Source organism: Algibacillus agarilyticus (assembly GCF_003286125.1).
Taxonomy (GTDB): Bacteria; Pseudomonadota; Gammaproteobacteria; order Enterobacterales; family Alteromonadaceae; genus Algibacillus; species Algibacillus agarilyticus.
This window is the reverse complement of record NZ_QMED01000041.1, coordinates 1-19,223: the sequence shown is the minus strand read 5'-3', so window position 1 is coordinate 19,223 and position 19,223 is coordinate 1. Positions and strand designations below refer to the sequence as shown.

The window sequence follows — 19,223 nt, the reverse complement described above, 5'->3', positions numbered from 1 at the left end:
ATGAGCGTAGTAAATAAACCAACCATCTTAATTGTTGATGACGAACCCTTAAATATTAAGGTGTTAGGCCAAGCATTATCGGGAAGCTACCGAGTAAAGACCGCTATAAATGGGACACGAGCGCTAGCAATATCAAACGAAGAAGCCCCCCCCGATCTTATCTTACTCGATATTCAAATGCCCGATATAGATGGTTATGAAGTCCTCGTCACTTTAAAACAATCGGATCACACCAAAAGTATTCCTGTTATATTTATCACGGGTCGAGATAATCCAGAAGATGAAGCTCGCGGTTTAGAACTCGGCGCAATGGATTACATAACCAAACCGTTTAATATCCCAGTGGTTATGGCACGAGTGCGGAACCAACTTGCACTCAAACAAAAAGCCGATTTACTTGAAAAGCTCGTCTCTATTGATGGTTTGACTGAGATCCCTAATCGACGCAATTTTGATGAAATATTAGATAAAGAATGGCGCCGCTGTTTAAGAGCCGGACTTCCGCTCTCAATGATCATGATCGATATCGATTGTTTTAAATTATACAACGATAATTATGGTCATGCTAAAGGCGATGATGTATTAAAAAAAGTCGCCAATGCCTTAAGTAACACCTTAAACAGGGCAAGTGATTTTGTAGCACGTTATGGAGGCGAAGAGTTCGTCGTGCTTTTACCTGAAACACCGATCGACTCTGCAGGAATAGTCGCCGAAGCGCTCAAAAATTCAATTGTCGATATGCAAATAACGCATAAATACAACACAGCAACTGACTTTGTTACCATTAGTTTAGGCCTAGCTTGTTGTGTACCCACAAATACGATAGAACCACTGACTTTACACAATAAAGCAGACAATATGCTTTATGAAGCCAAAGGAAACGGACGAAACCAAGTTGTCGCAGTGCCAAAAGATGATAAGTGGTTCGAATAACCCCTAGGACACAAAATGTCAAATACCGATAACAAGCAAGATGCGCTTGTTAAAGCGTTTAAACTACTCTTAAAAGATGAATCTTTTGGCTCACAAAGTGAAATAGTCAGCGCCTTGAAAGATCAAGGCTTTGACAATGTGAGTCAATCAAAAGTATCTCGTATGTTAAGTAAATTTGGCGCGGTTAGAACACGTAATGCCAAGCAAGATATGGTTTATTGTCTACCCCCTGAATTAGGGATCCCCACAGCGCACAGCCCATTAAAACACTTAGTATTAGATATCGTGCATAACAGTGTCATGATAATAATTAGAACATCTCCAGGGGCTGCGCAACTGATTGCGCGAATGCTAGATTCATTAAGCCAAGCAGATGGGGTGTTAGGAACAATAGCCGGTGATGACACTATTTTTATTGCCCCAAGTGATATAGCAGCAATCGAAGAAACAATTGTTATGATTGAAGATTTATTTGAAAACGCTTAATTAAATACACTTTCAGTTAATTATCAATAAAGACAGAAAGATTTAACGTCTTTATGTCTTTATGTCACTTCAATTTAATCACTTATATTTTATCTAAACTTGTATAAAGGTTTTGACGTTTAGTGACTTTTTTAACGTAATTACGTGTTTCATCATACGGTAGATTAGACAAAAGCTTAGCGTATACATCTTCAGGTGATAACTGATTAATAATTTTTGCCGCTCTGTTTATATTACGAGAGCCATCTTTATTAAATGTTTTAGCCACATTACCACTGCCAGTATTATACGCCGCAATCATGCAATACATACGACTCAGTGGGTTTTCAATCTTACGCAGATATCGGCTATTTAAAATATGCATGTATGCAACACCCGCTTCAATATTTTTATCTGGTTCAAAAAGAGTCGCGGCTAACATGGGTTTATCTTGCTTAAACAAAAAGCGATTAACATCAACACCAGCAGAACGTGGAACGACTTGCATCAAACCATAAGCGGGTATATGCGATTCAGCTTTAGGGTTAAAATGGCTTTCAGTATGCATAATGGCCAACATCAAACTAGGTGTTAAATCCCAGCGTTTAGCTTCACTTAATACAGGCTCAATAAACGGCTTCGCTTTAGTTAGTTGGTTTTTATTCGCCAGTGGAACCGTAAATGTCGTTATTTTTTTATTCGCTAATGCGTCACGCTTGTTCTTATCTGTTGTTAACGCTTGAGCCGTCTGTTTTAATTTTTTAATCCGCTGCTCAGTTTCTTTTTGAATTTGCTTTTGTTCTTTTGCAATTTTAGCATCGCTGATCACCGGTTTGTTCGGCGTACTTTCGGGTGCAGCGTTAACTAAATCTGACATTTTTTCGACTTGAGCAATTTGTGCAACCGCTTGCTTTTTAATTAACTTTATTTCTTTTTCTATGACTGCACTCGGTTTTTTAGTTAACTCGATCTCTTGCTCTTTTTTCTGCGCTTGAGTGACAAGGTCTTTAATCAAGTTATCTTTTAACGCCTGATCACCTAACATAGAAGCTAACATTGTATCTTTATTAACAAGAGTCGGCTTTTGTGTCGCACTATGCTTTTGTTCATGCTCACTTTGCGTCATTTTATCCGCTTGCTCAAATACGCTCTTCGGCATTTCTTTTACCGTTGGCACGCGCTCATCCGTTACATCCTTAACGATTTCAGCCTGCTTTTTAATCGTTAACTTGTCTGTTAGAATTTTAGAGATCGCTTTTGCATCGACTTCTTCATTTTCACCATGCACAACACTAATACGGATTTCATCATTCTCGAAATCGTAAACTGTTTTTGTCTTTTGATCGTCACTATATTCAACAAATTGTGAGGTCGTCGATACTTCAGCATCCCCCCAAATACTCATTAAATTATCGCGAATATCATCAACACGCTGAAAGTGTTCTTGCCTAAAAGCCTGGTATTCAGCTAAATATTCATCTTTCCATTGCTGAAATTCCGACATTTCAGCGGCAGTGCCTTCTTTTTCTAAACTTTCCATCGCCGCATCTAATTCGGCGAATGGATCCGATTCTTGCGCCGATAAACTAAATGAACTCAATATAAGCGAGGTAGCTAATAGTGCAGGTAAACGAGCCATAATATAAAATCCTTCTAATAATTAGCTTTTAGTAAACATTTGATATTCATAACGAGTCAATAGTGACTCTGCAATAATTTGGGTATCTAATTCTGTAATTGCAAAAAAGTTAGGGTACAGTTGTGTGCGAAGCGCTTGGATCGCTTTTGTTAATTCAGTTTCATCTTCTGAAAACGTTTCGACTTGGTCTATTTTTTCAATTAATACCGCAATTTTTTTACGATAATCAACTTCATTATTAATTGAATCATTAACCGCTGCATATTCAAGATAGCCTCGAACTTGTCGCATAAACATTTGTTGTTTGCCTAACTCGGTCGCTTCAATGTAATACGTTAAGTTGCCAACGTCGTAACTATATTGCTGACTCTTTTCAGGTAAACTACTCAACGACTTTGAGCTTAATTTTTCAGCAAATGGAATTTGGGGTACAAAATCAGCTTCTTTTACATACACACTATATCCAATAACGCGATCATCATTAATCATTAATGTTAAATCGAATTTATCTTGCGTGTAATAATGAAAGCGAACGTCTTTATTAATACGAGAGCGTTTAACCACATAAGGCTCGCCCAAAGATGCTTTGACGTAGTCGAAGCTATTACCCACGTTAATTTTTTCAATCAAATCGTATTCAATTTGGTGGGTAAAATTAGCCATCGTTGTTTGATACAAATTTGAAAAAACTTCGGTTGTATCATTCCACTGCCCAGCGGATATCATTAAGGCCGCGGTAACCATAATACCGGATTGCAACTTGCGCCAAAAAAGCGGTAGGCGCTTCTGGTTTGTTACATCTTCAGCCGGCTCGGTTGGATTAGATCCCATTAATATTAACTCGTCAATCAATGTACCCAGTCACGTCTAAATTTTTTATAAATGGGCAATAAGTATAAATACAAAAAGTGCTTTAGTTACCTAAAACACTTTTATCATAGTCGATAAAGTCATATCGATTTAGTCAGTTAAACGCTGAATCTCTTTATCTAAATCTTGCTCAGCTTTAAATGCTTTGAATTCTTCATATAAGAATTTTTCGTCTTGGGCATTTACCGTTCGCTTCGATTCTTTAACAATGGCATCGAATAACTCTTTTGTGGCATTTGGGCTTAATGTCATCAAAGCACAAAAATGGTCAGCACCGGCGATATTAACGATATCTGATTTTATAACACGAGAGCCATTTAATTTTTGTTTTGTCAATTGCTTAGAAACAGAACTGAAGTTAGTACCCGTAGAGATCTCTTCGTTTGTATCGGTTCTACGTGCATAAGTTTTATCTAAACCTTCAATACGTGTTTCAATTTGTTGCGCTAGAGCAAGGCGCGTATTGGCAGACGCCATTTTTTGGTCAATTGAAATATTACCTGAAAATTTAATACAATCCGCAGCCGCAATACCATCTTCAACTACCGGATTTAATACCCATTGCGGAATATTAACAGTCGATTTGTTAACGTCTTCTTTAGTTGAACCACATGCAGCTAATAAGCTAACAACCGCAGTTGCAATTAATAGTTTTTGTGCTTTCATTTCCATTTCCCTTTTGTTTAATTTTCTAATAACCACGTATTAATAATAAGCCTTTCATTTTGTTCTTCAACTCTTACATCCATCAATTTTGCTCTAACCGTAGTTGATGTATTTTCAAATGTTGATGAAAAAGAATAGAGTCCATCACCCGATTTTAATCGGTAAGTATTATCAATCGATATTTCTTTAATTCGAGCAAGCTCTTTCAATCCATCTTTTATGGCTAAATTAATAGCCGTGCTTAACTTACCATCCGCCGTTAGGCCCGAAAAATGCCCAACAACACCATAACTCTCTTTTGTACTTGGCTGTATTAACCACTCTGCAAAAGGTTTATGTAACGCCGTATCTTGATTTGGGTCGATAAAACGCGCAAATAAATAAGACTCGGTTAAACACAGGTGTGTATTCAATAAAGGTGATGCACTTCCTATTGCTTCGACTTCACTTCGTTCTTGTGTGAAAGCCCAGTCTTGCCACTTACCTGTAGAGACTAACCGTTTTGTATCAACTTGAACATGTGATTCTTTAGTTAATTTGAAAATTTGTTGCGCATTGTGACCGGCTTCAAAAAGTTGCTTGGCAGGGCTGGCCGTTAACTGGCTTACCCCGAGCAAACTCGGGTACTGATCTTGACATAACCACGCAGGAGAGCACGCTTTAAAATCGCATAATGCCGATTTACATTGTCGATTCGCGGCTAAATATTTTTTATTTTTAATTGTATTTAAATAAACATAACTGTACAGGGCATTGTCATTGACATAAGGCTCTGAAAAAGCGACTTGTTTACCATTACTTAAATCAACACGAGAGGTTTTAACATTATTTAAGTCTTTTGTTGAGAGTGACCAATTATAAAAAATAGCCATTTTAGCTAATGCGCGTTTTCTACTGGCATATTTAGAGCCATTGGGCATCGCACTAAACGGACTAGCCGCACCAATAAAACCCGTTATATTAGGGTTTGCAGGGCTTACAAACCAACAAGGAGCAGCTGATTTACTATTAGCAAAGGCACCAAAAGCCCAAAAAAATAATGTTAGAGTAACAATTCGAATAAACATGAAAATAGATCCATCTAAATATATCGTTGAGTTTTAATTGTGGTCACTGTGAAAATACGGTTAAATTAACTAATATACACTTAAACGTACTTTATAAGGATATAACATGCAAACAAAGCTACTCCTTTGCGTGGTTGCTTTCTGTTTAACAGGCTGTGTGACTATTTCAAAACGGTCTCAAATAGACCCAATTATAGAAATGCAAAAAGGCAATTATGCCTTAGCAGAACAAGCCATCGCGACAAACTACCCAGCTGACAGTAATAATAAACTATTACGCCATTTAGAACTAGGAACGATAAATCACTTAAATGGACAGTTTGATAAAAGTAACCAACATTTTAACCAAGCCGAAAGTATTAGTGAATCATTTTATACAACCAGTATATCGGACGAAGCCGCTGAACTATTTACCGGTTCATCTTATAAAGGCTTCGTTTTTGAAAATACGTTTGTTAATTATTTCAAAGCACTAAATTACCTCAAGCAAGGGCAACTAAATGGCAAGTTAAGCCAAGCAGAACTTGATACAGCTTTAATCGAAGTGCGCCGCTTAAGCACTAAATTAAGCGAATTAACTCAAAATTCGGGGGGCTATGTACTAAAGAATGCAAAAAAAGAAGATGATGGTTCTCTCAATAATAAATTTTCCAACTTCTTTAATGAAGTACTATCAAGTACAGTAGGGGAAAATATAGAATATAAAGATGATGCTTTTGCCCATTATATTTCGGCCCTACTTTACGAAATGAATAATGAATTAGACAGCGCGCGCATCGAATATCAAAAAGCGGCACAAGCATATGAAAATGGCTTTAGTAAACAATATAGCTTAACAGACCAAGCTACAAAACAGGTATGGTTTGATACACTACAATTAATGCAAAAAGCCGGTGGCTATGAAAACGAATGGCCTAAACTAGCAAAGAAAAAACTTAACAAGACTCAACAAAAGCGTTTAAGAACAAATGATCACCACAGTGAATTAGTCATCATTCAACATTCAGGTATTGCACCTAAAAGAAACACGTTGAATATGATTCTAACCGCTGATCTCTCAACACATTCATTCAATATAACGCCATTTCCAAAAGGACACCACCAAGACAGGCAAGACCAATTAAATTGGTTCAATATGCTGTACGCCGATAAATCGCCTTTTGATTATGTACAGAATTACTTAACCGGTAATATTATTCATGCTTTAAAAGGTAACTTAAGAAAAACCTTACCATTAGGTCCATTGTGGGATACAGCCATAGAGTCGGGCTTAATAAAAGCGATTGGTCACGGTATTAGAGTAGCCGTTCCGTATTATCCACAATTAAAATCGCCATTCGGCAAAACAGAACTCATCATTGACGGTCAAGTTGCTTCAACATTCATAACATTAGAGTCAATCGAAAAAATAGCAGTCCAAGAGCAGCTTCGTAACGCTAATAGTCAAATTCAAAGTGCTATCGTTAGTGCACTCATTAAAGCATTAGCCGCTCAGAAAGCCTTAAAAGCAACCGGCTTAAATAAAGGCTTTTTAGGTGAATTAGCTAAAGCGACGACTAAGGTCATGAATGCCGCAACTTCAGGTGCCGACACTCGAAATTGGCTAACATTACCCGCTAACATTAATGTAGCTCGTACCCAATTAGCCCCAGGTCAGCATGAAATCATCATAAAAACGCATCTTACAGACGGTCAAATAATCGAACAAAAAGAAACGGTTAACATTATTGATAAACAAATTGCATTTATGCAAATTCATACCTTTTCAAAGATGAGTTCCTTGAATAAAATGAATACAAACATTGAACCTAAAAAAACAAATACGCAGGGCGTGATTAATGTCACCCGAGAGCGCATTTTACAAAACAACGATTAACTATTATTAAAGGATTATCTAAATGAAAAACACTAAACGCATTTCTTTCGGGCTCGTATTTATAAGCCTATTTGGCTTAAGCGCTTGTAAATCAACCAATGTGCAGCGTGTTGATGTTAATCAAGAGATAGCATTAACCGATAAATGGAATGATAAAGATTCACAATTGGTTGCCAGCGCAATGGTCGATGACATGTTGAGCTTTCCTTGGATTGATCAGCACCTGAAAAAAGAAGGCGAACGCCCTGCGGTTATTATTCAACGTATTCGCAATAAGTCACATGAACATATTCCAGTAGAAACTTTTTTAAATGATTTGAAACGCTCTTTATTGCGTAGTGGCCGTGTTGACTTTGTCGCTTCAAATGATGTTCGAAACGACGTGCGAGCAGAGCGTAGCGATCAAGAACTGAATGCCAGCGCTAACACTCAGAATGCCATGGGTGAAGAACTCGGTGCCGATTACGCGTTATCAGGCAGCATTAACTCAACCGTTGATCAAGATGGCGGTAAACGAGTGACTTTTTATCAAATTGATTTACGTTTAATCGACATGACCAATAACCGTGAAGTTTGGAATGGTCAAAAGAAAATTAAAAAATATCAAGAGAGAAGCAGTTTTGGATTATAAATTATTAGTCAGTGCATGCTTAGGTTTGTTGTTATTGTCGGGCTGTCAATCGACAGCGCCCACCAAATCAACAACCGTTAATAAGAAGCAGGCCAACAAACCCGATTGGCTTTATACGACCCCTTTGCCTCGTGGTGAAAAACTTTATGCAGTTGGGCATTCTGTATTAACCCATAATCAACAAGACTCAATTAACGCCGCGCAAGAGAGCGCGCGCGCTGAATTAGCTAAATTGATTAAAGTGGTAGTGAGTGCAGAGACTAACGTTCAGCAAGAAGCGAATAATCAAGGGGATATGGCTTTTTACTTTAATGAAGCGATCACGAACACGATCCCGGCAATTGAATTAAAAGGCTTAACCATCGATGATCAATATATTGATGAACAGCTCAAAACCGCTTATGTGTTAGTCAGCTTTAATAAAGCCGATGCCATTGCAGACATCACACGTCAAATTGGTGATATTGATGAAAATTTATCATTTCAGTCAATTAAAGCTAATTCACCTGCTGCTGAAAAGTTGAAACAAGCCGGTAAAATTAAATCACAACTGTTAAAAAGAGCCGCTTTAAATAATCGATTAACAGACTTTCAGGTACAAACTCAGGTTTTATCAACAGATATACGTAATTTACAAACACAAGCTGAACAAGTGTTTACGTCAATAACCTTTTCTATTGAAGCTAAAACAGATAAACCGGACGATTTATTTGCTGACAAACTAGCTGAAGTATTAACACAGCAAGGCTTAAAGGTTACCCAAAAATCGCGTAGCACATTCAACGTCATTTATAATTTAAAATGGCGAGAGTTAACACAAAGCGGTAATTTTTATAGCTTTGCGGTCGCCTCTGTCAAAATAAATGAGCAGCAAAATACGGTTTCATCACTCGTTCAAAAAGCGAAAGGGGTTTCTAGCGATGCCGTATTAGCGCAAGATAAAGCGATTGAAAAACTAGCCGCTCAATTTAGTCAAGCCATTGCCAAGGCATTATTATATAAATAACCGACAATTGAATGCTTAACAGCCATAAAAAAAGCCCAAATGATTTGGGCTTTTTTTATGGCTAACATATCTAATACCAATCCGTAATAATAAGTACCCACTCAGCGAGCGTTTAAATGCGCTTAAATGAAAGAATAGTGGTGCTCTTTTGAGTTCGAGCAACACAGAGTATGCGCATTTAAAATTCGCCTGAAAGGAATGCCCCAGCGGCTTTTGACCTGCGTTATCGGTATTTGAAAGGGAACAACCATTTCTGTACACCGACGCCTTGTTTAAAAACCGCTGGATGCATTCTGATAGATCACTTATTTATATGAATTGGTATAAATAAAAATTTAGAGCAAAGCGAGTATGCTCTCGGCCTTACTCGCTTCAAATGTTTTAGGCGGCTCAACATTTAACTGAGTGACAACCCCATTTTCAACCACCATCGCGTAACGTTGCGAACGAATACCACCAAATGCAGCCGTATCCATTTCCAAACCTAATGCTTTTGTAAAACTGGCATCACCATCTGCAGCCATGATAATTTCATCAGCATTATGTACTTTACCCCAAGCACTCATAACAAATGCATCATTCACCGAAACACAAATAATACTCGCCACGCCTTTAGCTTTTATTTGATCAGCGAATACAACATAACCAGGTAAATGAGCTTCTGAACACGTCGGGGTAAAAGCACCTGGCACTGCAAAAACAACCACTTTTTTATTTGCAAACAACTCATCAGTCGATAAGGTTTGCATACCATCCGTTGTTTTAACTTGTAAATGACTTGCTGGGATTTTATCGTTTAATTTAATCATGTTATTCCAATTTCTGAGCGTATTTAATTAACCACTAAAAAAGGTTTTAAACCCATTTTATAAGCATCGTATATTCAAATTTTTGTGAATATTTAATTAACCACTAAAAGCGGTTTTAAACCAATTTTTAAGCATCGTATATTCAAATTTAAAAGGGTCATCTTTCAAAAAATGACTGCGCATATCAAACCCCATATCTTTTAACTTGACCTCAGCTGTATTTATTATTTCATTGTTTTGATCAGTGAGTTCATAGCTAAAATGAATACGTGGAATATCAATTGAGCGGATCACCCGCATTTGCTGTGAACCGATAAACTGAATATCACCAGCCAAATCAAGGTTCGTTACCGTGATGATCAAATTATGATTGGGGGGAAGGTACTGCGTAGCTAGCTTTTCAATATGCAAAGTGAGCCGTTTAGTCACGTACTCTGTGTATCTTTTTTTACTTCCCCAACTCCCTGGTCGTACATCGGTATACTTTTCAGGCGCGAGCCAATTAACACGAACTTTTCCTACCGTTTTATCCATGGCTTGTGTAACAAACAAGACACAAGAGAACAAACAGACAGCATAGGTAAAGCGGAGTAAAAGCGACATTACTCGCTTTTTTCTTCTATTTTATCTGATGGCGTAATTAACGCTTCAAGCTCTGCCAGTTTAACTTCTAAATCAACGAGCTTTTCACGAGTGCGCATTAAGACTCGAGTTTGCACATCAAATTCTTCACGCGTAACAACATCAAGTTTATTGAGTTGGCTTTGCAAAACTTGCTTGGTTTTTCCCTCAAACTCTTCAGCAAACTTTTTCATGCCACCGGGTAATGAATCACTCACCTGTTTAGCTATTTCTTCTAATTTTTTAGTATCAATCATAATGCTCTCAAATTTTAAATAAATATATCTTGTATATAAATGTCAGATAACGAAGCAACTCGCAATGATGCTAAACCAAAATCATCAATGCCTTCATTATAAAGCGAATTAAGTAAAACTCGTTTAGGGATCCCTGCTGCTTCAGCCGCTTTCATATCGGACATTTTATCGCCAATCAATACAGACTGAGTGACATCAATATGATGTTCCGCTGCTGCTTGTAAAATCATGCCCGGTTGTGGTTTTCGGCATTGGCAATCAATTTTATAATCGCCTTCTGCTTTTTCAGGATGATGTGGACAATTATAAACCTGTGTAATACTAATACCTTGTTTAGCAAACTCTGCACTCATCCAGGCGGTGAGTACATCAAAGTCTGCCTGACTGTAATAACCACGTCCAATTCCTGATTGATTTGTGACAATAATAATCATGTAGTTCATGGCTTTGGCATGATTGCACAATTCAAAAATCCCATTAATAAATTCGAATTGCTCTTTTTGACTCACATAACCATGATCGACATTAATCACGCCATCTCGATCTAAAAATAATGCTTTATTTACTGACATCATGCGCGCCTATTATTGCTTAATTTTATTTATGATATTGGTTGTCGAGCAACCATCAACAAAATCAATAACTTCGACCTGACCACCGGCGGCAATAACTAAATCAGCCCCGACAATGCTCTCAGGTGTATAGTCACCACCTTTAACCAATACATCAGGCTTAATCGCTTTAATTAATTCATAAGGCGTATCATCATATTCGTTACCTTTTTGCTCACCAAATGGGATCACCCAATCAACAGCCGCCAAAGCGGTCATCACCGTGGCGCGCTGAGCTAAGGGGTTAACAGGCCGCTGTGGGCCTTTTAAGCGACTAATACTTGCATCGGAATTCAGCCCAAGCACTAAACGATCGCCTAATGCTTTCGCCTTTTCTAAATAATCAACATGGCCAGCATGCAAAATATCAAAACACCCATTGGTGAATACAATTTTTTCGCCACTTTGACGAGCAAACTCAATATGCTGTAAAACATCATCAAATGGACATTGATAATGACGCGTATTTTTAATTAAGGTTTTATTAACCTTACGCATCAACTCTTCGGGTGTCACACACGCAGCGCCTAATTTGCCAACCACAATGCCCGCGGCCAAATTAGCTAATGTAGCCGCATCTTCGGCCTTAGCCCCAATACTCAAAAAGCAAGCTAATGTCGCTATAACGGTATCGCCAGCACCCGTTACATCATTAACTTCTAATACTTGAGCAGGTAGATCAACTTTCAATTCAGTATTGATCAATGACATGCCTTGTTCGCTTCGTGTTAGTAACATGTTACTGATATCAAATTGTGATAAAATACGGCGCACACTCGTTGCTATCGAGTCTTCAGAGCCTTTGACGCCCCCTGCTTCTTCAAACTCTTTTAAGTTAGGCGTGATATAAGTTGCACCGGCATAAATACTTAAATCTTTCGCTTTAGGATCAACAAGGATGAGTTTATTGCGTTGCTTAGCCGCTGCAATCATATCACTCACATAAGCTAATGAACCTTTGTTGTAATCAGAGAAAATAATGCAATCGTAATCATCAACTAACGTTAAAAATTTATTAAACAATTGAAAAGCGATGTCTTTATTAAAGGTTTGCTCAAAATCTAATCGAACAACTTGTTGTTGTCGGCTTAAGACACGGAGCTTAGTAATGGTGGGCTGCTGATGTTGTTTAATTAATAAAGAACGGATCTTATCTTGTTCTAACGTTTTTTCTAAAATGTCAGCATTTTCATCTTGGCCAACAATCCCTAATAAAGCAACTTTACCATCTAGATAAGCGATGTTACGTGCAACATTTGCTGCACCCCCGACCTTATCATCGCATTGAGCTACTTTAACGACGGGAACAGGGGCTTCTGGTGAAATTCGTGATGTGTCACCTTGCCAATATCGATCAAGCATGACATCGCCAACAACAAGGATATTAGCTTGCGACAAGCGCTGAAAATAATTTAAATCCATTTAAGTGTTCTCTTCTTCCGCCGTTATAAGTTCATCGATAGCTTCACATAAAAAATGACCAATAAAAATATGAGCTTCTTGAATATGAGCCGTAACATCACTCGGCACAATAATATTCAGTTGTGCAATATCTTTTACCTTGCCGCCATCACGCCCAGTAAAGGATACCGTCGTCGCACCCAATTCATTAGCGGCTTGCAATGCTAAATTTATATTTGGACTTTGCCCTGAAGTAGTGATACCAATCACAATATCTTCCGGCTTAACCAAAGCAAAAACTTGGCGCTCAAACACGGCGTCAAAACCGTAATCGTTACCACCTGCCGTTAATATAGATGTATCAGTGGTTAACGCAATAGCCGCGAGTGCACGTCGTTCTTTTTTGTATCGAACAACAAATTCGGCCGCTAAATGTTGGCTATCGGCAGCGCTACCGCCATTGCCCATAAAGACAATTTTTCCGCCTTGATTTAAGCTGGTATAACATTTATTAATTAAAGATTGAATATCAGTATAGAGAGAAGGTAAAGCAGAAAAAACATTTTGGTGAACTTGTAAATTTTGTTCAAACAGATGCTGTAAATCAGTCATAGAATGTCTCAAATTAAGTTAAGCGCAACACTTAACGCCCACTAACCCAAAGGGAAAAGCGTGCTCAGCTGCATCTATGTACTATAACAATTGACGATCGATATTGCATGAACAAACCACAAAAAAGATAGATTTATATACCGCTCATCCAATTCACATTAATTCAATCAAGACGCTTAACTAAAGAGTCAAGTGAAGGCTGGTCAGCAACAAGACGTAATTTGTTTTTTCGCGTTAATTTTTTTATTCGAGGTTCGAGCTTCGAGGCTTCACTTCGCGTTAACCCCCCGACCTGAAAAACAACTTGCAACGGTTTACGGCCTCGAAAATATTTAGCGCCCAATCCTTCAACATGCTGTTTAAAGCGCCTTTCAACATCGGTTGTAATACCACAATATAGCGAGCTATCTTGTGCTTCAATTAAATATAAAAACCAATTATTTTTCGCTTTTACCATTCGAATAATTGCTTAAACCAAGATTCGTTTTTTAACGGCATATCAGGCAGCTGAATTTCATCACATTCAAATATTGAATTATTTTGAGTCGTAATAACAGGCAACATACGCGTATTATCACAATCGGCTTCAACCGGCTGACCACTTGATAAACTAAAATAGCCCATACTCACGGCTTGAGGTTTAGCAATAACCAAACTAACTGGTGAGCGTTGTTTTTGATATTCAGTAAACACACGAAGCGCGCCGGATGAGCCGGTTAACGATGTTGAAGCGTTATCATCATGACCCAACCACACAACGGCAAGTTCAGCTTGGTCATAACCCACAAACCATGAATCACGTGTATCATTTGTTGTGCCTGTTTTACCCGCAAAGCGTGTTTGTTTAAACTGCTGACTGAGCCAGCGAGCAGAGCCATGACGAGTGACTTCCTGTAATGCGTAATTAAGTAAATAAGCCGATCCTTGATCAATCGCTTGTTTAGTCGCTCGTTTTGGAGCAACAACGCTCTGCTTTTGATCGTAAATACCTATTATTGTGTGTAGATTATTTTTAAAGCCCATATTCGCAATTGGCTGATATAACTGTGCAACCTCGTAAGGCGATAACGTGACAGACCCAAGTAACATAGAAGGGTATTGAGGAATGGCTGATTTAACGCCCAACGTTTGTAATTGCGCGGTCACCTGATCGATACCCAGCTTCATACCGATATTAACTGCGGGCACATTACGAGAGGTCACTAAGGCATCCAGTAACATGACATGCCCTAAAAATTTATGATCATAATTTTCTGGACTCCAACGTTTGCCCGCATTACTAGCAAGCGTGATCGCTTTATCTTCAATCATGCTCGCTAATGAATACTCTTTCGGTTGCTGCAAAGCGGTTAAATAAATGGCTGGTTTAATCAATGAGCCTATATTGCGTTTCGCATTTAACGCACGATTAAAGCCACTATAATGTATATTTTTATCTCCCACTAACGCATTCACACCGCCCGTTTTACTATTAACAACAACGATAGCGCCTTGTAAATTTTGAAGAGTACGATCGTTTTCTAAATCATTAATTTTATGGGTTAAAGCTCGTTGGGCATTCGATTGTTTGACTGGATCAAAGTGTGTATAAATTTTTAATCCACTTAAACGCTTTTTACTGGGTAACTGAGTTAATAGCTGTTTTAACTCTTGTTTCACCAGCGTCATATAATGTGTGTAACGCCCTGCGGATAGTTTATCTTGGTCAGTCGTATTTAATGGCTTGATAATATTATGTTCATATTCATCGCGGCTAATAAGGTTATTTTCAGTCATTAACCTAAGTACTAGATCTCGACGCTCTAATGTACGCTCGGTATATCGTCGAGGGTTATAGTATGACGGCCCTTTGACAATAGCGACCAACATAGCGATTTCATTTGGCGCTAATTCAGCAACTTGTTTACCAAAATAAAAACGACTCGCCAACGCAAAGCCATGCACACCTCGTGCATTGTTTTGACCTAAATAAACTTCATTTATATAAGCCTCTAATATTTCAGCTTTGCTATACTGCGCATCTAGCAAAACAGCGATATAAGCTTCACGTATTTTACGCCATAAACTACGCTCATTCGTTAAAAACATGTTTTTAACGAGTTGCTGCGTTAACGTGCTTCCCCCTTGAACCGTGCGCCCTGCTTTAATGTTGTGATAAAGCGCTCGTCCAATGGCAATGGGAGAGACACCATAATGTTCATAAAACCCACGATCTTCAACCAACAATAAAGTGTCTTTAAGCAATTCAGGCAATTGGCTTAATCTGACAAATTCTCTATCTTCTAATGAATGCGTTTGGATACGATCAATCACAAATGGCTCTAAACGAAAGCTACCTATTTGCTGCGATGTCGTTAAATCAAAAAGGTGGGTAATACGATCATCGTTAAGCGTAATACGAATATGTTGGGGGTGAACACTATATTCATGCTGCGATTGTGGCAACGCATATTGAAATTGTCGACGATATAAAGTGATTTGCCCTGCACTGATTTCATATTCACCGGGGTTCAATACCTGAGCTACCGAACGATAATCTAATTGGTCTAAATACTGTTTAATCTGTAAACTTGAAACCGCATCACCTTTACTAAACAGTGTGGCTTGCCCCACAACTTGAATTGGCAATTGCCACTTCATTCCACCAAATTTTTTCTCTATTTGAACATCAAGATAGCCCCCCCAAAAAACAAGGGCACAGATCAATAAAAAGCTGAGTTTTATGCTCGTTTTAACAAGCCACTTTTGCACAACCAACCAGCGCTGAACAAAATTTGCGGTCTTTTTTGTTGTCATTAATTAAGCCTTTGGCGCTTAGTTTGAGTGCCCGGGGTTGCACTTTCAGGCGAATCAGGCCAAAAATGTTTCGGATAGCGTCCTTTCATTTCTTTTTTTACGTCCACATAACTTCCTTGCCAAAAACTAACAATATCTTTGGTTGTTTGCAATGCGCGCTGCGCAGGAGAGAGCAAAGATAACGTGAGTAACAAATGACCATTTCCAACGGTAGGATGAGTATTTAAACCATAACAAGATTGCATTTTTACGAAAGCCGTTACTTCTCTGTCATTTCTATATTCAAGCTTACATTTTGTTCCATCAGGCGCACACCAAGTCGTCGGTAAATTTTTATTCAACCAGGTTTGTTGCGGGTAATCTAACCCTGAATATACCAACTCAACTAAATTTATTTTGTACAACGCTTGCAAGCTGGCTATATCGGTTAAATACAAAGCAAACCACTGCTCAGCATTAAGCTGTAAACAAGTCAGATCAATTAATTCATTAAACAATTCAGGTTGTAATTCGTGGGCTAATTGTAACCTCAACAATAATTGCAGTAATTTATCTTTACCTTCGAAATGTGTAAAACCTTTATGTTGAATAACACCTAACCAAGCTTGCTGCAACTGCACTTTGGTCGGTTTTTGCGCTAAACGCGTTTTACTAATAGTTAATTCGGCAAATTTTAACGTTTTATAAAAAACGGCTTTACCCGCAACCTCTGTTAACTCGATATCGATAGACGTTGTGCACTTAGGTATAACTAATTCGGCAAGATCCGCTTCAGTTAACGCAACGTAACTTGTAATTCGACCCGATGCCGAGCTTTCAGAAAAATGCGCATCAACAACAATAATGTAATCCGTTAATTTTTCAAACATCACATCAGATGCAAATACCACCGCCTTGCCTGATGCTAATACGTATGCATTTTTACGCTTTTGGGCTAAGCGATCACTAAAAATAGCGAGCAACGCTTGTTTAATTAAGGTTTCATTCAAAACTAAACGGTTTGTTGCATAACCCCATTTTTTAAGAGTACTTTTAATCGGTTGTAAACGATGGGCATCTATCAATTGGCTCATCAAATCGAGTTGCTGCTGAGGGTTAGGCTGCTGCTCAAATTGCCAAGCGGCTAATAAAGCACAACTTTCATTCTGACGAACAAGGAGTAAAGCGATTGCTAACGGTATCTTAAGCGCGGCCACTTGGCGGCCAAGCGGTGTTAAACGTGTACTAGACTTTTCAGCCGTCACTAATTGCCAAGCAATTAATTTATCAAGCGCTTGTTGTTGCTGAAAAACACTCGGCAGTGATGGCCAATTTAGCTCAGCAAATGTTTGAGCTCCCCAATTAAGTAGCTCAAAATACGTTTGTGTCACATCTGATGTTTCAATTTCAGGCGGGTATTGCTGTCTTAAACGTGCATTTTCATCTTCTGACCACAACCGAAAACAGGTCCCCGGCGCAACACGCCCTGCACGTCCTAACCGCTGCCCAGCAGAAGCCGATGAAATACGTTCACTAAACAGGGTCGAAAAACCACTTTTGTGGTCAACTTTAACACGCTTATGCATGCCAGAATCAATGACAACTTTAACACCTGAAATGGTTAAACTCGTTTCGGCTATATTCGTTGATAACACTATTTTTTGCTTACCTGGTATTGGCTTTAATGCGGCTTGTTGTGCTTCCAAAGACAATTTACCATGCAACTTAATACAACATGCATTTTCGGCGATGAGAGGCAGTAACACTCGCTCACATTGGTTAATTTCAGCAATACCCGGTAAAAAAACCAATATATCCCCTTCGTATTCCAACGCTTCTAATACTACTTGAGCCACATGATTGGATAAATATTGACGAGACAGCGGACGGTAATGACAAGCGACAGGAAATTGCCGCCCCGCGCTTTCAATAACAGGTGCATCAGGTAAAATTCGCCGGGTCATGTCTAAATCAAGCGTAGCTGACATGATCACCAGTTTAAGATCATCTCGTAGCGCTTGCTGTACATCATAACTAAAAGCAAACGCCGTATCAGCTTGTAACGCCCGCTCGTGAAATTCATCAAATAAAATAAGGCCATAGCCCGTTAATTCAGGATCGGTTTGCAACATACGCGTTAACACACCTTCCGTGATCACTTCAATTTTAGTCTGCGGGCTCACTTTTGTGTATCCGCGCATCCGAATACCAACTGTTTCACCCAAGTTTTCATTTAAACAACTTGCGAGATAATGGGCTATATTGCGAGCCGCTACACGCCGAGGCTCTAGTAATAATATTTTTTGGCTGATTATTTGAGCTTTATATAGGGCGAGTGGTAACCAAGTTGATTTACCTGCACCTGGAGGCGCCTGTAAAATAAGTTGATTACTTTTTTGAAGCACATCAGTAATTTCGGGAAAGCAAGATTCAATAGGTAACAAAATAAAATAGCTTAAGATAAAAGTTAAAAATTAATGACAAAAGCAGATGCTTATAACGTTTAATCAACATTTGAAAAATATAAACCAAGATTGGTTATTAAAAACTGCCGAAATCGCCCTAAAAAAAGCTGTTTTTTTGTAAGACATTTCTCACATTTAACTAAGTACATCACCCTAATCGCTAGTATTACAAACCGACACCAAACCACTAAGTCATTGTAAAGTATTACATTTAATAACAAAAACAACAAAAACACTTAGATTTAAAAGTTATTTTTTTAAAAATCACCATACCTAAATAAGGATATTTAAGTAGAATTCTAATTGTCGAAGGGAGTCAAGGATTGATGCAGACATTATCAAATGACTTGATTAAGGATACATCTAGGACTGATGTAATAGCAAGGCTGCTATAAAGGATATGGACTAAACGAAGCGTTGTCAGGACGACAATTAATATGGATGTAACAAAGGGAGTTTAAATTCAGGATGAATTTCAGCAAGGTTGCTGTAAAGGATGTGGACTAAAAGGACAGCTTG

The 19,223-nt window shown here is 38.4% G+C and carries 18 protein-coding genes; 5 read left to right on the top strand and 13 right to left on the bottom strand.

Features of this window, described 5'->3' with window-relative positions; all coding sequences use genetic code 11:
- Both DPX34_RS19915 and argR read left to right on the top strand, forming a co-directional pair.
- Entirely contained in the window at window positions 1-933 is a 933-nt protein-coding gene (locus tag DPX34_RS19915) for a diguanylate cyclase (protein WP_111980188.1), read from the top strand.
- A 15-nt stretch (window positions 934-948) separates the two neighbouring features.
- Window positions 949-1,419, top strand: a complete 471-nt coding sequence (gene argR, locus DPX34_RS19910) for a transcriptional regulator ArgR (protein ID WP_111980187.1) — start codon at window positions 949-951, stop codon at window positions 1,417-1,419.
- 82 nt (window positions 1,420-1,501) lie between these two features.
- Here the strand turns inward: argR and DPX34_RS19905 are convergent, their stop codons facing one another.
- The 4 genes from DPX34_RS19905 to DPX34_RS19890 all read right to left on the bottom strand — a co-directional run bounded on the left by DPX34_RS19905 (window position 1,502) and on the right by DPX34_RS19890 (window position 5,640).
- Window positions 1,502-3,037 carry a transglycosylase SLT domain-containing protein gene (locus DPX34_RS19905; RefSeq protein WP_111980186.1) on the bottom strand — a complete coding sequence of 512 codons (1,536 nt, stop codon included), beginning with the start codon at window positions 3,035-3,037 and terminating at the stop codon, window positions 1,502-1,504.
- A gap of 21 nt (window positions 3,038-3,058) precedes the next feature.
- Window positions 3,059-3,868 carry an ETEC_3214 domain-containing protein gene (locus tag DPX34_RS19900; RefSeq protein ID WP_111980185.1) on the bottom strand — a complete coding sequence of 270 codons (810 nt, stop codon included), beginning with the start codon at window positions 3,866-3,868 and terminating at the stop codon, window positions 3,059-3,061.
- 129 nt (window positions 3,869-3,997) lie between these two features.
- Complete coding sequence (locus DPX34_RS19895; protein ID WP_111980184.1) at window positions 3,998-4,573, bottom strand: hypothetical protein; 576 nt, start codon at window positions 4,571-4,573, stop codon at window positions 3,998-4,000.
- Window positions 4,574-4,590: 17 nt separating this feature from the next.
- Entirely contained in the window at window positions 4,591-5,640 is a 1,050-nt protein-coding gene (locus tag DPX34_RS19890; protein WP_111980183.1) for a hypothetical protein, read from the bottom strand.
- A 106-nt stretch (window positions 5,641-5,746) separates the two neighbouring features.
- On the opposite strand from DPX34_RS19890, the gene DPX34_RS19885 reads away from it, so the two are divergent.
- The 3 genes from DPX34_RS19885 to DPX34_RS19875 are packed head-to-tail and all read left to right on the top strand — an operon-like array spanning window position 5,747 to window position 9,153.
- Entirely contained in the window at window positions 5,747-7,516 is a 1,770-nt protein-coding gene (locus tag DPX34_RS19885) for a COG3014 family protein (protein WP_111980182.1), read from the top strand.
- Window positions 7,517-7,538: 22 nt separating this feature from the next.
- Window positions 7,539-8,147 (top strand): penicillin-binding protein activator LpoB, encoded by a 609-nt coding sequence (locus DPX34_RS19880; protein ID WP_111980181.1) that lies wholly within the window; start codon window positions 7,539-7,541, stop codon window positions 8,145-8,147.
- On the top strand, window positions 8,137-9,153 hold the full coding sequence (locus DPX34_RS19875) for a hypothetical protein (protein WP_111980180.1): 1,017 nt from the start codon (window positions 8,137-8,139) through the stop codon (window positions 9,151-9,153). The genes DPX34_RS19880 and DPX34_RS19875 overlap by 11 nt, the downstream gene beginning before the upstream one ends.
- A gap of 335 nt (window positions 9,154-9,488) precedes the next feature.
- Here the strand turns inward: DPX34_RS19875 and DPX34_RS19865 are convergent, their stop codons facing one another.
- The 9 genes from DPX34_RS19865 to hrpB all read right to left on the bottom strand — a co-directional run bounded on the left by DPX34_RS19865 (window position 9,489) and on the right by hrpB (window position 18,683).
- A complete protein-coding gene (locus DPX34_RS19865) occupies window positions 9,489-9,962 on the bottom strand; it encodes a peroxiredoxin (protein ID WP_111980179.1) in 474 nt (157 codons plus the stop codon).
- A gap of 96 nt (window positions 9,963-10,058) precedes the next feature.
- On the bottom strand, window positions 10,059-10,565 hold the full coding sequence (locus tag DPX34_RS19860; protein WP_111980178.1) for a DUF3016 domain-containing protein: 507 nt from the start codon (window positions 10,563-10,565) through the stop codon (window positions 10,059-10,061).
- Window positions 10,565-10,840, bottom strand: a complete 276-nt coding sequence (gene ubiK / locus DPX34_RS19855) for a ubiquinone biosynthesis accessory factor UbiK (protein WP_111980177.1) — start codon at window positions 10,838-10,840, stop codon at window positions 10,565-10,567. The genes DPX34_RS19860 and ubiK overlap by 1 nt, the downstream gene beginning before the upstream one ends.
- Window positions 10,841-10,854: 14 nt before the next feature.
- Entirely contained in the window at window positions 10,855-11,415 is a 561-nt protein-coding gene (gene gmhB / locus DPX34_RS19850) for a D-glycero-beta-D-manno-heptose 1,7-bisphosphate 7-phosphatase (protein WP_111980176.1), read from the bottom strand.
- Between the two features lie 9 nt (window positions 11,416-11,424).
- A complete protein-coding gene (gene hldE, locus DPX34_RS19845) occupies window positions 11,425-12,873 on the bottom strand; it encodes a bifunctional D-glycero-beta-D-manno-heptose-7-phosphate kinase/D-glycero-beta-D-manno-heptose 1-phosphate adenylyltransferase HldE (protein WP_111980175.1) in 1,449 nt (482 codons plus the stop codon).
- Window positions 12,874-13,464 carry a D-sedoheptulose 7-phosphate isomerase gene (locus tag DPX34_RS19840; protein WP_111980174.1) on the bottom strand — a complete coding sequence of 197 codons (591 nt, stop codon included), beginning with the start codon at window positions 13,462-13,464 and terminating at the stop codon, window positions 12,874-12,876.
- Between the two features lie 163 nt (window positions 13,465-13,627).
- The gene (locus DPX34_RS19835; RefSeq protein WP_111980173.1) at window positions 13,628-13,921 is read right to left on the bottom strand and encodes a GIY-YIG nuclease family protein; all 294 of its coding nucleotides are present in this window, start codon (window positions 13,919-13,921) and stop codon (window positions 13,628-13,630) included.
- On the bottom strand, window positions 13,915-16,260 hold the full coding sequence (gene mrcB, locus DPX34_RS19830) for a penicillin-binding protein 1B (protein ID WP_111980172.1): 2,346 nt from the start codon (window positions 16,258-16,260) through the stop codon (window positions 13,915-13,917). The genes DPX34_RS19835 and mrcB overlap by 7 nt, the downstream gene beginning before the upstream one ends.
- The gene (hrpB, locus tag DPX34_RS19825; protein WP_269815544.1) at window positions 16,260-18,683 is read right to left on the bottom strand and encodes an ATP-dependent helicase HrpB; all 2,424 of its coding nucleotides are present in this window, start codon (window positions 18,681-18,683) and stop codon (window positions 16,260-16,262) included. Before hrpB ends, mrcB begins: the two co-directional genes overlap by 1 nt.
- Between the last annotated feature and the right edge of the window lie 540 nt (window positions 18,684-19,223).

Excerpts from the sequence above, each read along its gene's own strand:
- DPX34_RS19905 (WP_111980186.1), bottom strand. The coding sequence starts at position 3,037 with ATGGCTCGTTTACCTGCACTATTAGCTACCTCGCTTATATTGAGTTCA.
- DPX34_RS19900 (WP_111980185.1), bottom strand. The coding sequence starts at position 3,868 with ATGGGATCTAATCCAACCGAGCCGGCTGAAGATGTAACAAACCAGAAG.
- DPX34_RS19865 (WP_111980179.1), bottom strand. The coding sequence starts at position 9,962 with ATGATTAAATTAAACGATAAAATCCCAGCAAGTCATTTACAAGTTAAA.
- DPX34_RS19835 (WP_111980173.1), bottom strand. The coding sequence starts at position 13,921 with ATGGTAAAAGCGAAAAATAATTGGTTTTTATATTTAATTGAAGCACAA.
- argR (WP_111980187.1), top strand. The coding sequence starts at position 949 with ATGTCAAATACCGATAACAAGCAAGATGCGCTTGTTAAAGCGTTTAAA.
- DPX34_RS19860 (WP_111980178.1), bottom strand. The coding sequence starts at position 10,565 with ATGTCGCTTTTACTCCGCTTTACCTATGCTGTCTGTTTGTTCTCTTGT.
- ubiK (WP_111980177.1), bottom strand. The coding sequence starts at position 10,840 with ATGATTGATACTAAAAAATTAGAAGAAATAGCTAAACAGGTGAGTGAT.
- DPX34_RS19895 (WP_111980184.1), bottom strand. The coding sequence starts at position 4,573 with ATGAAAGCACAAAAACTATTAATTGCAACTGCGGTTGTTAGCTTATTA.
- DPX34_RS19880 (WP_111980181.1), top strand. The coding sequence starts at position 7,539 with ATGAAAAACACTAAACGCATTTCTTTCGGGCTCGTATTTATAAGCCTA.
- DPX34_RS19840 (WP_111980174.1), bottom strand. The coding sequence starts at position 13,464 with ATGACTGATTTACAGCATCTGTTTGAACAAAATTTACAAGTTCACCAA.
- gmhB (WP_111980176.1), bottom strand. The coding sequence starts at position 11,415 with ATGATGTCAGTAAATAAAGCATTATTTTTAGATCGAGATGGCGTGATT.
- hldE (WP_111980175.1), bottom strand. The coding sequence starts at position 12,873 with ATGGATTTAAATTATTTTCAGCGCTTGTCGCAAGCTAATATCCTTGTT.
- DPX34_RS19915 (WP_111980188.1), top strand. The coding sequence starts at position 1 with ATGAGCGTAGTAAATAAACCAACCATCTTAATTGTTGATGACGAACCC.
- mrcB (WP_111980172.1), bottom strand. The coding sequence starts at position 16,260 with ATGACAACAAAAAAGACCGCAAATTTTGTTCAGCGCTGGTTGGTTGTG.
- DPX34_RS19885 (WP_111980182.1), top strand. The coding sequence starts at position 5,747 with ATGCAAACAAAGCTACTCCTTTGCGTGGTTGCTTTCTGTTTAACAGGC.
- DPX34_RS19890 (WP_111980183.1), bottom strand. The coding sequence starts at position 5,640 with ATGTTTATTCGAATTGTTACTCTAACATTATTTTTTTGGGCTTTTGGT.